12 protein-coding genes are annotated in these 14,168 nt (G+C 58.3%); 7 read left to right on the top strand and 5 right to left on the bottom strand.

The annotated features are described in order from the left end of the window. Positions 1-156 precede the first annotated feature (156 nt). The 3 genes from ssuD (at position 157) to BWI76_RS22890 (ending at position 4,248) form a co-directional block, all read left to right on the top strand. The gene (gene ssuD / locus BWI76_RS22900) at positions 157-1,329 is read left to right on the top strand and encodes an FMNH2-dependent alkanesulfonate monooxygenase (protein ID WP_004870076.1); all 1,173 of its coding nucleotides are present in this window, start codon (positions 157-159) and stop codon (positions 1,327-1,329) included. Between the two features lie 41 nt (positions 1,330-1,370). Further along, complete coding sequence (locus BWI76_RS22895; protein ID WP_049086129.1) at positions 1,371-2,768, top strand: FAD/NAD(P)-binding protein; 1,398 nt, start codon at positions 1,371-1,373, stop codon at positions 2,766-2,768. A 73-nt stretch (positions 2,769-2,841) separates the two neighbouring features. Beyond that, on the top strand, positions 2,842-4,248 hold the full coding sequence (locus BWI76_RS22890) for an LLM class flavin-dependent oxidoreductase (RefSeq protein ID WP_049086130.1): 1,407 nt from the start codon (positions 2,842-2,844) through the stop codon (positions 4,246-4,248). 163 nt (positions 4,249-4,411) lie between these two features. Here the strand turns inward: BWI76_RS22890 and BWI76_RS22885 are convergent, their stop codons facing one another. The 5 genes from BWI76_RS22885 to queF form a co-directional block, all read right to left on the bottom strand. Further along, positions 4,412-5,353 carry an aliphatic sulfonate ABC transporter substrate-binding protein gene (locus BWI76_RS22885; protein ID WP_004137265.1) on the bottom strand — a complete coding sequence of 314 codons (942 nt, stop codon included), beginning with the start codon at positions 5,351-5,353 and terminating at the stop codon, positions 4,412-4,414. Positions 5,354-5,502: 149 nt separating this feature from the next. Continuing rightward, positions 5,503-6,870 carry an L-serine ammonia-lyase gene (locus BWI76_RS22880; protein ID WP_004137267.1) on the bottom strand — a complete coding sequence of 456 codons (1,368 nt, stop codon included), beginning with the start codon at positions 6,868-6,870 and terminating at the stop codon, positions 5,503-5,505. 53 nt (positions 6,871-6,923) lie between these two features. Beyond that, positions 6,924-8,213, bottom strand: a complete 1,290-nt coding sequence (locus tag BWI76_RS22875) for an HAAAP family serine/threonine permease (protein WP_004137269.1) — start codon at positions 8,211-8,213, stop codon at positions 6,924-6,926. A 536-nt stretch (positions 8,214-8,749) separates the two neighbouring features. After that, positions 8,750-10,117 (bottom strand): nucleotide 5'-monophosphate nucleosidase PpnN, encoded by a 1,368-nt coding sequence (gene ppnN / locus BWI76_RS22870; protein ID WP_004124374.1) that lies wholly within the window; start codon positions 10,115-10,117, stop codon positions 8,750-8,752. Positions 10,118-10,228: 111 nt separating this feature from the next. Continuing rightward, positions 10,229-11,074 carry an NADPH-dependent 7-cyano-7-deazaguanine reductase QueF gene (queF, locus tag BWI76_RS22865; protein WP_049085088.1) on the bottom strand — a complete coding sequence of 282 codons (846 nt, stop codon included), beginning with the start codon at positions 11,072-11,074 and terminating at the stop codon, positions 10,229-10,231. Positions 11,075-11,143: 69 nt separating this feature from the next. Here queF and syd point away from each other — a divergent pair, with 69 nt between their 5' ends. The 4 genes from syd (at position 11,144) to BWI76_RS22845 (ending at position 13,892) form a co-directional block, all read left to right on the top strand. After that, positions 11,144-11,689, top strand: coding sequence for a SecY-interacting protein (syd, locus tag BWI76_RS22860; protein WP_004137273.1), 546 nt, complete (start codon positions 11,144-11,146; stop codon positions 11,687-11,689). Positions 11,690-12,322: 633 nt separating this feature from the next. Then, positions 12,323-12,652 (top strand): YqcC family protein, encoded by a 330-nt coding sequence (locus tag BWI76_RS22855; RefSeq protein WP_004137278.1) that lies wholly within the window; start codon positions 12,323-12,325, stop codon positions 12,650-12,652. Continuing rightward, positions 12,652-13,446, top strand: a complete 795-nt coding sequence (gene truC / locus BWI76_RS22850) for a tRNA pseudouridine(65) synthase TruC (RefSeq protein ID WP_024358510.1) — start codon at positions 12,652-12,654, stop codon at positions 13,444-13,446. Before BWI76_RS22855 ends, truC begins: the two co-directional genes overlap by 1 nt. 2 nt (positions 13,447-13,448) lie before the next feature. Then, the gene (locus BWI76_RS22845; protein WP_004137281.1) at positions 13,449-13,892 is read left to right on the top strand and encodes a flavodoxin; all 444 of its coding nucleotides are present in this window, start codon (positions 13,449-13,451) and stop codon (positions 13,890-13,892) included. Positions 13,893-14,168 lie beyond the last annotated feature (276 nt).

Here is a 14,168-nt window from a genome sequence, read left to right as displayed (position 1 = left end):
TTGCAACAGCGGTATACGGTTCTGTTTTATCTAACTGACTGATTTTGTTTTGTTAATTTTTCGTTCACCATTGGCACGATTATCGCTAACACTCATATAACCAAATTAAAACAACTCTTCGATAAATATCGGATATGGTTATATAGGAAATCGATAATGACGCAAAAAGCCGACGATAAAATCAACGTGTTCTGGTTTCTGCCCACCCACGGCGATGGCCGCTACCTGGGCACCGCGGAGGGCGGGCGACCGGTTGATTTGCCTTACCTGCAGCAGGTGGCGCTGGCGGCCGACAGCCTGGGCTACTACGGTGTGCTGATCCCGACGGGAAAAAGCTGCGAGGACTCCTGGCTGGTGGCCTCGGCGCTGGCGCCGCTGACCCGTCGCCTGCGCTATCTGGTGGCCGTTCGTCCGGGCCTGCAGCCGCCGACGCTGGCGGCGAGGATGGCGACGACGCTCGACCGTCTGTCGGGCGGTCGGCTGCTGATTAACGTCGTCACCGGCGGCGATCCGGTGGAAAACAAAGGCGACGGTATTTTCCTCAGCCACGGCGAACGCTATCAGGTCACCCGCGAATTTCTCGACGTCTACTCGCGCCTGCTGAAAGGCGAAAAGGTGGACTATCACGGCGAGCATATCCACGTGGAAGGCGCGGAAGTGCTGTTTCCGCCGGTACAGGAAAACGGTCCGCCGCTGTTTTTTGGCGGCTCCTCTGAGGAAGCCATCGACGTTGCCGCCGATCAAATCGATACCTATCTGACCTGGGGAGAGCCGCCGGCGCTGGTGGCCGAAAAGCTGGCTGTAGTGCGCGAGCGCGCCGCCGCCCGGGGCCGCACGTTGCAGTACGGGATTCGTCTGCATGTGATTGTTCGCGAAACCGAAGAGGAGGCGTGGGCCGCCGCCGATCGGCTGATTTCTCACCTTGATGACGAGACCATCGCCCAGGCGCAGAAAATTTTTGCCCGTATGGACTCCACCGGCCAGGCGCGCATGAGCTCGCTGCATAAAGGATCGCGCGACAATCTGCGCATTGCGCCGAACCTGTGGGCGGGCGTAGGGCTGGTGCGCGGCGGGGCGGGAACGGCGCTGGTCGGCAATCCGCAGCAGGTGGCAGAGCGCATTCGTGAATATCAGGCGCTCGGTATCACCAATTTTATCTTCTCCGGCTACCCGCATCTGGAAGAAGCCCATCGTTTCGCTGACCTGGTCATGCCGCTATTGCCGCTGGCAGGCCACGATCAGCCGAAGGCGCGTAGCGTCAATACCGGCCCGTTCGGCGAAACTATCGGCGGCGATAAGCGTCCGGTGAAACAGGTCAGCGCAAGCTGAGGAGGCGCGTATGTTACTGCGGTTTCTGAAGGCGGTGGGCTATGCAAACTGAACCGCACGTGGCGATCGTCGGCGGCGGATTTAGCGGCGCGGCGGTGGCTATTCATCTCCTGCGCCTGGCGCCGGCTGGCGTGCGGGTCACGCTGCTGGAGCCGCGCGAGGTGCCCGGCGCGGGCGTGGCCTACTCCACGACCGAACCGAGCCATCGGATTAACGTTCCCGCGGCGCGGATGCAGCTTGCCGGGGAAGAGGAGGGCGCGTTCGACCGCTGGTACCGCAGCCAGCCTGCTTTTGCTGATGATCCGCAGGCTCTGCTGGAAGACGGCGCTGTCTATCCGCAGCGCGGCCAGTTTGGCCGCTACGTCGCCCAGCGTTTCGCCGAGGAGGCGAGCGCCAGCGGCGGGCGGCTGACGCATCTGCGCGAGCAGGCGCTAAGGTTTAAAGATGGTGAGATTATCACCGATGGCGGTCATCGGCTGCCGGCCGATCTGCTGGTGCTGGCCATCAGCCATCCGCCGCCCTCGCTGCCGTCGCTGGCGACGCCGTTCGCGACCCATCCGGCGCTCATCGCTAACCCCTGGCGAACGGGCGTGCTGGACGCTATCGCGCCGCAGGCGAGCGTCGCGGTCATGGGCACCGGCCTGACGATGGCGGATACCATCGCGACGCTGACGCGGCTGGGACATCGGGGGCCGATAACGGCATTTTCACGCCGCGGGCTCCTCTCCCGCAGCAACCTGAGCGGCAGCGCTGACCCTTGGGAAGGCGAGTATGCCCACGGATCGCTGCGCCAGCGGCTGCGGCAAATCCGCCGGGATATCGACCGCGCCGCGGAGCGGGGGCAGGCCTGGCAGGTGGTGCTGGACGCGGTACGTAATCAGGGGCAGGAGATCTGGCAGGCGCTGTCGGTGGCCGATCGTCAGCGCTTCCTGCGTCATTTACGCAGCTACTGGGACGTTCACCGCTATCGTATCGCTCCCCAGGTCGCCGGGATTCTTGAGCAGCGCCAGCGCGACGGCAGCCTGCGGGTGCTGGCGGCCAGGCTGACGGCGCTGGCAGACGACGCGCAAAAATTGACGCTAACCCTCTCGCCCCGGGGCGGTGAAGCGCAGTGGGTGAGCGTTGACCATTTTATTTTAACTACCGGCCCGGCGCACGGGGCCCTCACCGACAGCCAGCCGCTGCTGCGCCAGCTGAGCCAGGAGGGGCTGATTCGCGCCGACGCGTTTGGCCTCGGACTGGACGTCGATCGCCGCTCGCGGGCGATTGGCCGGGAAGGGCGGGCCGCGCCCAATCTGCTGGTCTCCGGACCCGCCGCGCGGGCCCGTTTCGGTGAACTGATGGGGCTACCGCAGGTGGCCGACCATGCCGCCGCCGTAGCCGCCGAAGCATTGCTGGCGCTGGGCATTAAACAATCCGCCCGATGTCCGGCGTTCTGAACGCCTTTTATCCCCTGATTCCCTTAATGATTATGCGCGCGTCCCGACAGCGGGGCGCGCCGTGGAGAGCGCTATGTCATCACAACGTGAAATTCGTCTGAACGCTTTTGATATGAACTGCGTCGGCCATCAGTCGCCGGGGCTGTGGGCCCATCCGCGCGACCGCTCCTGGCAGTATAAAGACCTTGAGTATTGGGTCGACCTGGCGCGTCTGCTGGAGCGCGGCAAGTTTGACGGGCTGTTTATCGCCGACGTGCTGGGCGTCTATGACGTGCTGAACGGCAACGGCGATGCGGCGCTCCGCCAGGCGGCGCAGGTGCCGGTCAACGATCCGCTGGCGCTGATCACGCCGATGGCGCTGGTGACGGAGCATCTCGGATTCGGCCTGACCGCTTCGCTCTCCTTTGAACATCCCTATCCGTTCGCTCGCCGCCTGTCGACGCTCGACCATCTGACAAAGGGGCGAGTGGGCTGGAATATCGTGACCTCCTATCTGGAGAGCGGGGCGCGTAATATTGGCCAGAAAGCGCAGACCGACCACGATGCCCGCTACGACTACGCCGATGAGTATCTGGAGGTGGTTTATAAATTGCTGGAAGGGAGTTGGGAGGATGGCGCGGTGCTGCGCGACAGGGAACGTAAGATCTTCAGCGATCCGCGAAAAATTCATCCGATTAACCATCAGGGCAACTTCTTTTCGGTGCCGGGGATCCACCTCTGCGAGCCATCGCCGCAGCGTACGCCGGTGCTCTATCAGGCGGGCGCCTCCAGCCGCGGCAAGCAGTTCGCCGCCGGCCATGCCGAGTGCGTATTTGTCGGCGCGCCATCGAAAGTACTGCTGAAAAAGACGGTGGCGGATATTCGTCGTCGCGCCGAGGAGGCCGGGCGCGATCCGCGTAGCATCCTGATCTTCAATATGCAGACGGTCATCGTCGGCGAAACCGACCGTGAAGCCCAGGCGAAATGGCAGGAGTATAAACCGTACGTTAGCTACGAAGGGGCGCTGGCGCTGCTCTCCGGCTGGACCGGCATCGACCTTGGTCAGTATCAGCCGGATCAGGTGCTGGAGTATCTGCATACCAACGCGATTCAGTCGATGGTGGAGGCGTTTTCCACCGCCGATCCGAATAGCCAGTGGACCGTGCAGAAGCTGGCGGACTGGGCGGGAATCGGCGGCTTCGGCCCGCTGGCGGTCGGCAGCCCGCAAACGGTCGCCGATGAGCTGCAGTCCTGGGTCGAGGAGACCGACGTCGATGGCTTTAACCTCGCCTATGCGGTGACCCACGAAACCTTCCGCGACGTGGTGGATTTGCTGGTCCCGGAGCTGCAAAAGCGCGGCGTGTTTAAGCAGGAGTATCGCGAAGGAACCCTGCGCGAGAAGCTGTTTGGCGCTGGCGCGCGGCTGGCTGCGCCACATCCGGGCGCAGGCTATCGTCGTGGCGAGCAGGTCGCGGTCGCGAGCGAAGAGAAGGTGAGTTAATTCCCTCTCCCCGAAGGGCGAGGGGGCGAGGGGGCGGGAGTGCGGGGAGGTGTTTTTTCCCGGAGGCGGCGCTTGACGCGCCTGTCCGGGCTACGGGTCCACCGTCGTCTGCGGGCCGGTAGCCCGGGTAAGGCGCCTGCGCCGCGACCCGGGAAGAGAAGGCTTACTGCTTATCCAGCGACCAGGTTGCGCTGCGCACATCGACTTTCACCGGCAGCAGGCCGATGCGGGTGAAGGTATCCGCCAGCGCCTGCTGTTCGTTATAGACCGCAGGGGTCATGCGCTCGGCGCCGTAGGGCAGACGCGCCAGCGTTTTCAGCCAGATAGCCTTATCCAGCCCGGTTGAGGTGGAGAGGATCCCGGCGGCATCGTCCTGATGACCGTTGGCCCATTCGCTCAGTTTACCCAGCTCATCCACCACCTGCTTTGCGGTATCCGGATACGTATCGGCAAATTTGCGGCTGGCCAGGTAGAAGGTGTAGTGCGGCACTAGCCCTTCGGCATTGCGAATCTGTCGCGCTTTGGCGTTGGTTTCCACTTCGGCGAGGAACGGATCCCAGATAACCCAGGCGTCAATGGCGCCGCGCTGGAAGGCGGCGCGGGCGTCAGCAGGCGGCAGATAGACCGGCGTGATATCTTTATAACTCAGCCCGGCTTTCTCCAGCGCGGTCACCAGCAGATAGTTCACGTCGGAGCCTTTATTGAGCCCCACGCGCTTGCCCTTAAGGTCGGCGACACTCTTAATCGCCGAGTTTTCCGCCACCACGATGGCTTCGGTTTTAGGATTCGCCGGCGAGTGGGCTAAATAGACCAGATCCGCCTGCGCCGCCTGGGCAAAGGCCGGCGGCGCATCGCCGGTGGCGGCGAGGTCGATGCTGCCGACGTTCAGCCCTTCCAGCATCTGCGGTCCGGCGGGGAATTCAATCCAGCGTACGGCGATACCCTGCTTTTTGAAGCTTTCATCGAGGGTGCCGCGATATTTCAGCAGCGCGAAGATATTGGCTTTCTGATAACCAATATTCACGGTCTCCGGCGCTTTCGCCAGCGCGGAAGTGGATAAGCCAGCCAGCAGGAGCAGCAGCGCCGGGCGGGATAATCTGAGCATGATTTGTTCTCCTTGAGCGGTTTTCCGTAAGGTAACAAATCGTCTTTATAACTAATAAATAACTAAATTATCATTTATATAACATAAATGAAGGCAGAGGGCAGGGGGAAGAAAGCCCGGCATGCCGCAGCATACCGGGAGGGGGAACGTTAATCGCAGGCGACAATCTTCATTGCCAGGCCGCCGCGCGAGGTTTCACGATATTTGGCGTTCATATCTTTGCCCGTTTCGTACATGGTCTCGATGACTTTATCGAGGCACACCCGCGGCTCGCTGGTGCGGCGCAGGGCCATACGCGCGGCGTTGACCGCCTTGACCGCTGCGATAGCGTTACGTTCGATGCACGGCACCTGCACCTGGCCGGCAACCGGATCGCAGGTGAGACCGAGGTTGTGCTCCATACCAATTTCCGCCGCGATGCATACCTGACCCGGACTGCCGCCCAGCAGTTCAGCCAGACCGGCCGCCGCCATTGAACAGGCTACGCCGACTTCACCCTGGCAGCCCACTTCGGCGCCGGAAATTGAGGCGTTCATCTTATAGAGCGAGCCAATGGCGCTGGTGACCAGCATATAGCGCGCCAGCGAGTTGGCGTTCACTTTGCGGATGAACTTGTCGTAGTAGGCCAGCACCGCAGGTACGATACCGCAGGCGCCGTTGGTCGGCGCGGTCACGACGCGCCCGCCAGCGGCGTTCTCTTCGTTAACCGCCAGGGCGAACATGTTAATCCAGTCAACGACCGCCATCGGGTCGCTGTTGGTGTTGTCCTGGCTTACCAGCATCCGGCGCAGCGCGGCGGCGCGACGGGGAACCCGCAGCTTGCCCGGCAGAACCCCTTCGGTGGTGATGCCGCGCTCAATTCCGCTGCTCATCACCTCCCAGACCGCAGCAAAATGCTGCTCCAGCGCTTCTTTACTGTGCAGCGCCAGCTCGTTTTGCATCATCAGGCCGGAGAGCGATAGCCCGCTTTCGCGGCAGTGGCGCTGCAGGTCGGCGGCATTTTTATACGGATAAGGGACGGCGACTGGCGCTTCGGCGGTCACGCCGAAATGGTCTTCGTCGACGATAAACCCGCCGCCGATGGAGTAGTACGTCTGGCTGTAGAGAATCTTCTCGCCGCCGAGAGCGGTAATACGCATGCCGTTCTCATGCCGCGACAGGTTGTCGGCGTGGAAATTCATGCACCGATCGACCGGGAACGCCACTTCCTGCTGGCCGTTCGCTAGCATCAGGCGGCCATGGGTGTTGACGTCCTGGATAAAGCCGGGAATCGCGTCGATATCGACGGTATCCGGCAGGTTGCCCGCCAGGCCCATAATAATCGCGATGTCGGTATGGTGGCCTTTACCAGTCAGGGAAAGGGATCCGTAGACATCGACGACGACTTTGGTTACCTCGGGAAGCAGCCCGCGCTCAATAAGATCGTCCGTGAATTGTTTGCCCGCTTTCATCGGTCCAACGGTGTGGGAGCTGGAAGGGCCAATGCCGATTTTAAAAATATCGAATACGCTGATCATGATGCATCCAGTGCTGTCGGGAGGCGCGCCGCCGTTAAGCGGCGCGGGGGATATTAGCTAAACAGAGAATAGAAAATCGCGGAGATAGCAATCAGGCCCATAATCACCACGAATACGTTGCTGACGTGGCCGCTGTATTTGCGCATCGCCGGGACTTTCTGAATCGCGTACATCGGCATCAGGAACAGAATCATGGCGATAATCGGGCCGCCCAGGGTTTCGATCATCCCAAGGATGCTTGGGTTCAGCGTCGCCACAATCCAGGTGGTGACCAGCATGAACAGGGCGGTGATTTTGTTCAGTTTGTTGATTTCGATGGACTTGCCTTTACCGCGCAGGGATTTAATCACCATGCCGTTAAAGCCTTCGCGAGCGCCAAGGTAGTGGCCGAGGAAGGATTTGGTGATGGCGATCATCGCAATGATCGGTGCCATCCAGGCGATGACCGGCGCGTTAAAGTGGTTCGCCAGATAAGACAGAATCGAGATGTTCTGATCTTTCGCCGCCGCCAGATCCGCCGGAGAGAGGCTCAGGACGCAGCTGAAGACGAAGAACATCACGGTCAGCACCATCATGATGTGCGCGCGGGCCAGAATGCTGGAACATTTTTTCTCCGCGCCCTGGCCGTACTCTTCGCGTTTAGCGACGGCGAAGGAGGAGATGATCGGCGAGTGGTTAAAGGAGAACACCATCACCGGAATCGCCAGCCACAGAGTCATCCACAGGCCGTTGCCGGTCGCGGTCGCGCTGCTCAGGGAGAGGGTCTCCAGCGCCGCGCCGTTCCACTGCGGGATCAGATAAAAGGCCAGGATCATCAGCGCGACCACGAACGGGAACACCAGTACGCTCATCGCTTTCACAATCATCTGCTCGCCGAAGCGCACGATGGTCATCATGCCGACAATCAGAATCAGGGAAAGAATGGCGCGCGGCGGCGGCGTGATGTGCAGCTGGTGCAGCATAAAGCTTTCGACGGTATTGGTGATCGCCACGCTGTAAACCAACAGAATCGGGTAGATGGCGAAGAAGTAGAGCAGGGTAATCAGCTTACCTGCGCCGACGCCGAAATGCTCTTCGACCACTTCGGTGATGTCCTCACCCGGATTCTTACCGGACAGCACGAAACGGGTCATCCCGCGGTGGGCGAAGAAGGTCATCGGGAAGGCCAGAATCGCCATGATGATCAGCGGGATCATACCGCCGACGCCGGCGTTGATCGGCAGGAACAGGACGCCCGCGCCGATAGCCGTGCCGTACAGGCCCAGCATCCACATGGTGTCCGTCTTGCGCCAACCGCTACGGGTAGCATCCGAAACGATGGTGCTGGTTTGAGTGGTTTCCATCTGTATCTCCTGGAGGAAGCAACAAAATCTATTGAATAAAAAAGACTAAATAATATGAAATTCGTTTGTTTACGGTTTTTTAGGCATTTTCTCCGTAACAATTGGTGCGGGAAGATACATTTATATGGTGAATGCATCAGTGATCGCGATCTCAAATGCAATAATCCACTTTAAATGTAAGCAATTTTAGTCCAACAGCCTGTTTCTGGGGATCAGCCAGAGATTTGTGGCGCGGAGGCTATCATTTTCAGCATATGAGAGAATAGTGGCGGGACGTAATAACGAGGTTTTTACTGTAAAAATGCGATGTTCTCGACGTTTTTACGTTAAAAGTCGTCTTTCCTGGTGATATTTATTGCTGTTTTTGGAAACGCAAACGATTGGCTTTTGTGAGAGTGGTGCTAAAAATTCATAAAAGGAATGATTTATCTGGAAAGCGTACGGGCGAATAGATAAGAGAAAAGGGGGAATGCGGCAGGGCGGGAAAAATAGCCCGGGGGCGTAAGCCGCCGCCCGGGAGAAGAACAGAAGATAACTCAGGAACAGATTTCGTAGCAGGGGATGTAGGCGGTGCCGCCCGGCAGCTTCATACGATGCTGCGCCACGAAGCCCTGCAGCAGGTCATCCATGCGGCGCATCATCGCCGGATCGCCGTGAATCTTATACGGGCCGAATTTCTCGATAGCCTGGATACCCACCTCTTTAACGTTACCGGCAACGATACCGGAGAAGGCGCGGCGGAGATCCGCTGCCAGCACTTCCACCGGCTGGTCCGGATAGAGTTTAAGGTTGGCCATATTGTCGTGGGTGGGATCGAACGGCATCTGCAGGTCCGGCGCAATACGCATCGACCAGTTGAAGCTGTAGGCGTCTCCGGTTTCGCGGCGGTTCTCTTTGACCATCGGCATCGCTTTTTTCATCTGACGGGCAACTTCCGCGGCGTCGTCGATGATAATGCGATAGTGACGACGGGCGGATTCGCCCAGCGTATGGACGATAAACTCATCCAGCACGCGGAAATAATCGGCGCTCTCTTTTGGCCCGGTGAGGATCAGCGGCAGAACTTGCGACTTGTTCGACGGGTGCATCAAAATGCCCAGCAGATAGAGCAGCTCTTCCGCCGTGCCCACGCCGCCCGGGAAGATGATGATGCCGTGGGCGATACGCACGAACGCCTCCAGACGTTTTTCGATATCCGGCATGATGATCAGTTCATTCACCAGCGGATTCGGCGGCTCGGCGGCGATAATCGACGGCTCGGTCATCCCGATAAAGCGGCTGTCTCTGTAACGCTGCTGCGCGTGGCCGACGGCGGCGCCTTTCATCGGCGCTTCCATCGCGCCCGGTCCACAGCCGGTGCAGATGTTAAGCTCGCGCAGACCCAGCTGGGTGCCGACGCGGCGGGCGTACAAATATTCGTTTTCGTTAATCGAGTGGCCGCCCCAGCAGACAATCATATTTGGCGCTTCGCCAACGTGCAGGGCGCGGGCGTTACGCAAAATGGAGAAGACCAGGTTGGTGATATGCACCGAGCTTTCAAGATCGAGATTCGGGAAGCGGACGGTGTTGTGGATCTGGCCGTAGACGAACAGGATATCGCGCAGTACGGCAAACAGGTTGGCCTGCAGGGAACGGATAATACGCCCGTCAACGAAAGCGTCTTCCGGCGGGTTGATCAGTTCCAGCTTCACGCCGCGTTCGCGACGCAGCACGTTAATATCGAAGTTTTCAAAACGAGACAGAAGCTCCTTGCTGTTATCGGTCAGGCTCCCCGAGTTGAGCACAGCAAGCGAGCAGTTGCGAAAGAGTTGATACAGGTCACTGCTGGCGGTGCGTTTAAGCATATCCACTTCCAGCTGCGACAGCATATCCATTGAACCAAGCGGGCTAACGTGTGTAATCAAGTGAACTCCTTACAGGACGATTATCGTCTTCCTGTGATTACAATAGCCCTGCTGATGGCGTTTTCACAACCTTGCGCGCGGGTTAACGCACGCAAATTGTGAAAATGTTGATTATTGGCGGGCGAGGCGACCGGTGGCCGGCACAAAATCGGTGTTGCTGCGCCACGGGTTGATGTCGAGACCGCCGCGTCGCGTGTAGCGCGCGTAAACCGAAAGGGCTTCCGGCTGGCAGAAACGCTGAATATCGTTGAAGATGCGCTCTACGCACTGCTCGTGGAATTCGTTGTGATGGCGGAATGACACCAGATAGCGCAGCAGCTTTTCGCGATCGATTTTCGCCCCGCGATACTGAATCTGCACCGAGCCCCAGTCTGGCTGGTGGGTAATCAGGCAGTTGGACTTCAGCAGATGGCTGACCAGGGTCTCTTCGACCACTTTGCCGCAAGCGGCGTCCTGCAGGTAATCGGCGCTGAACTGGTAGTTATCGATTTCAATATCCTGGTCGTCGATGCAGGTGCCGTGCAGATGGGCCACCGGCTGGCCTTCGAGCTCATCGAGGCGATACAGCGACACCTTCACTTCTCCTTGCGCACAGGCGCTGAGATCGCGCGCCAGCGTCGCCTCGACCGCCTGCCAGTCAGCAAAGCGCGTCTGGTTAAAGCTGTTGAGATAGAGCTTAAAGCTTTTTGATTCCACCAGGTTAACGGTGGTGTCGCTGAGCTCGACGTGGCCCACGGCCACCTGCGGCAGACCTTTGGCGTTCAGCCAGGAGAGCTCGTACAGCGTCCAGATATCGGCGCCGTGAAACGGCAGGTTATCGGCGTGCAGATCCAGCGGGTCGCGGTTCAGGCTGCGCGGGACGCCCTGAAGCAGGCTGGCATCGTAGGTATCGCGGTAATCGGTTGATTTTCCGAGCGTCAGGCCGGCCAGCGCCTGATGATTATCGTAAGAAGACATGTTTCACCATAGTTAAAGCGGTTACACTATATGCCAAGTGTATCCTGTCTAACGTGAAGAGAGAAACCGGTGGATCAGCAAACCGCAGAAGCGCTACAAGCATTTACCCAACGTTACTGTGAGGCGTGGCAGCAGCAGCGTTCCAGCCTGCCGCGCAGCGAAGAGCTTTACGGCATCCCGTCGCCGTGCGTCAACGGCACGGATGATGACGGCGTTTTCTGGCAGCCGCAGCCGTTTTCATTAGAACAAAATATTCACGCGGTTGAACGGGCGCTGGAGATTGTGGTACAACAACCGCTTCATGCTTATTATACCACTCAGTTTGCCGGTGATATGCAGGCGCGTTTCGCCGATGAAACCATGACGCTGCTGCAAACCTGGAGCCCGGACGATTTCCAGCGGGTGCAGGAAAATCTGATCGGTCATCTGCTGGTGCAAAAGCGTTTGAAGCTGTCGCCGACCCTGTTTATCGCCACGCTGGACAGCGAACTGGATGTCATTTCGGTCTGTAATATGAGTGGTGAAGTGATCAAAGAGACCCTTGGCACCCGCAAACGCACGACCCTTTCCCCCTCGCTTGCGAGTTTCCTCAATTCCCTTAAGCCTGTTCTGTAATCCAGACTACCCAAACTTTTGTGAGAGATCTCTTACAAGACCTGTAAGAGATCGTCATCATTTAAGCCGATCCTTCAGGGACCGTATTTTAAGAAATATATTATTTTTCAATTGGTTAATTATTTTCTCATTAATCATACTGACGATTAATCTTAAGATATTGTCTTAACAAGGGTTGTAAGACGGGGCGGAATCAGGGATTCTATGTACATCGACAGGGAGTTGATAAACGAAGTGAACATCAGGATGATGACGCTTCTACAGGACCCGCCAGGATGGCGTTGCAAGGACAGGCTTCAGGATGAAGCACAGGATAACGCAGGATTGCGTAAAAGGACACCTCCAGGAAGGAGAACGAGAGCCGAGCAGGATGTTCGGTGGATCAGGAAGATCAGGATAGACTTAAGGATGAGTTATTTCGCATCGGGGTGGTGTGAAAGCAGGATGCAACTGTTTATGGATGAACATGGTCAGGAGACCTCAGGAAAAGTTTTCAAGGACGAGCAGGGAGCACCAATGTAGCTGGATTGCTGCAAAACGAACCGGGAGCACTGTTTTATACAGTGCTCCCTTTTTTTATTTCTCGTCTGAATTTGCTATTCTGCGCCGGTTTTCAACTCACCGAGGTTTCCCATGACTCTTGATCATCGCGTGCGCGAGCGCCTGCTCGCCATTGAAGCGCTGCTGCGCGAAACGGAACACTGGCAGGATAGCGCCCCCGATAGTCGCGCGTTTGCCAGCGAACAGCCGTTTTGCCTCGACACCATGGAGCCGCTTGAATGGCTGCAGTGGGTATTGATTCCGCGTATGCGCCAGCTGCTGGAAAGCGGAATGCCGCTGCCGCAGAACTTCGCCGTTGCCCCCTATTATGAGATGGCCCTCGATAACGCTCATCCCGTACGCGAAAGGGTGCTGGCCGAACTGCTCCTGCTGGATGCGCTGTTTGCCGGCGACGAAGCCTGATGCTGGAGATTTTATATCAGGACCAGTGGCTGGTCGCGGTAAACAAACCTTCGGGCTGGCTGGTGCACCGTAGCTGGCTGGATCGTGATGAAAAGGTCGTGGTGATGCAGACCGTGCGCGATCAGATAGGCCAGCACGTGTTCACCGCTCACCGCCTCGACAGGCCGACGTCCGGCGTGCTGCTGATGGGGCTATCGAGCGAAGCGGGAAGATTGCTGTCGCAGCAGTTCGAGCAGCATCAAATGCAGAAACGCTACCATGCGATCGCTCGCGGTTGGTTGAACGACGAAGCGGTGCTTGATTACCCGCTGGTTGAGGAGCTGGATAAAATCGCCGATAAGTTCGCTCGCGAAAATAAAGACCCGCAGCCGGCGGTCACCCATTACCGCGGCCTGGCGACGGTAGAGATGGCGGTGGCGACCGGACGTTACCCCACGACCCGCTATAGCCTGGTGGAACTGGAACCGAAAACCGGACGTAAACATCAGCTGCGACGCCATCTTGCCCATCTTCGCCATCCGATTATCGGTGATAGCAAACATGGCGATTTGCGGCAGAATCGCAGCGCGGCAGAGCATTTTGGCTGCGATCGGCTGATGCTGCACGCCAGCCAGCTCTCGTTAACGCATCCCTTTACCGGCGAACCGCTGGTCATTCGCGCCGGTCTTGACGACGTCTGGATGCGCGCGCTGTCGCAGTTTGGCTGGCGCGGCCTTCTCCCGCTAAATGAAAGGGTTGAGTTTGCCGACGACTGCGGTCAGGATGAAGAGATACAGGTCAATTCAGGGAGCTAGTCATGGCGGAAGTCGGAATTTTTGTCGGTACGATGTATGGAAATTCGCTCCTGGTCGCCGAAGAGGCGCAGGCTATTTTGAGCGGGCTGGGTCATCGGGCGAAAGTCTTTGAAGATCCTGAAGTCAAAGACTGGGAGTCCTATACCGGGAAATATGCGCTGGTGGTGACTTCGACCACCGGGCAGGGCGATTTACCGGACAGCATTGTGCCCTTGTACGAAGGCATCAAAGATATGTATCAGCCGCATTTACGCTATGGCATTATCGCCCTGGGCGATAGCACCTACGCCAACTTCTGCGGCGGCGGTTTGAAGTTTGATGCGTTATTGCAGGAGCAGGGCGGCTCGCGCGTGGGCGATATGCTGATGATTGACGCCAGCGAAGATCCGGAACCTGAAAGCGTCTCTAACCCATGGGTAACGCAGTGGGCGACGCTGCTTGATTAAAAAGTTTCGCCCTCTCCCTACAATAGAGGGCGCCCCTTTTTTACTGATGTTCAATGCCAGTGCCAGATTAACGGTCAAAAAGATCGTACCAATTCTCCGTGCGCCTGGCTTCGGGCATTTGCCTTAAAACCTGTGTCATGCCAGGGTCTTTACCGGGCTATTTCACGGGGTCAAGAGAGTTGTTTCACACTCCTGTCTTTTGTACCGCCCTCTCCACCTCTCAACGGGCGCGGTTTTTCATTTCCGTGAACCATCCCCCATCTCGTTAGGCATACG

Origin of the sequence: Klebsiella sp. M5al, assembly GCF_002090195.1 — a bacterium.
GTDB classification, from domain to species: Bacteria; Pseudomonadota; Gammaproteobacteria; order Enterobacterales; family Enterobacteriaceae; genus Klebsiella; species Klebsiella grimontii.
The sequence above is the reverse complement of the archived record's forward strand: the minus strand, read 5'-3'. Positions and strand labels throughout refer to the sequence as shown.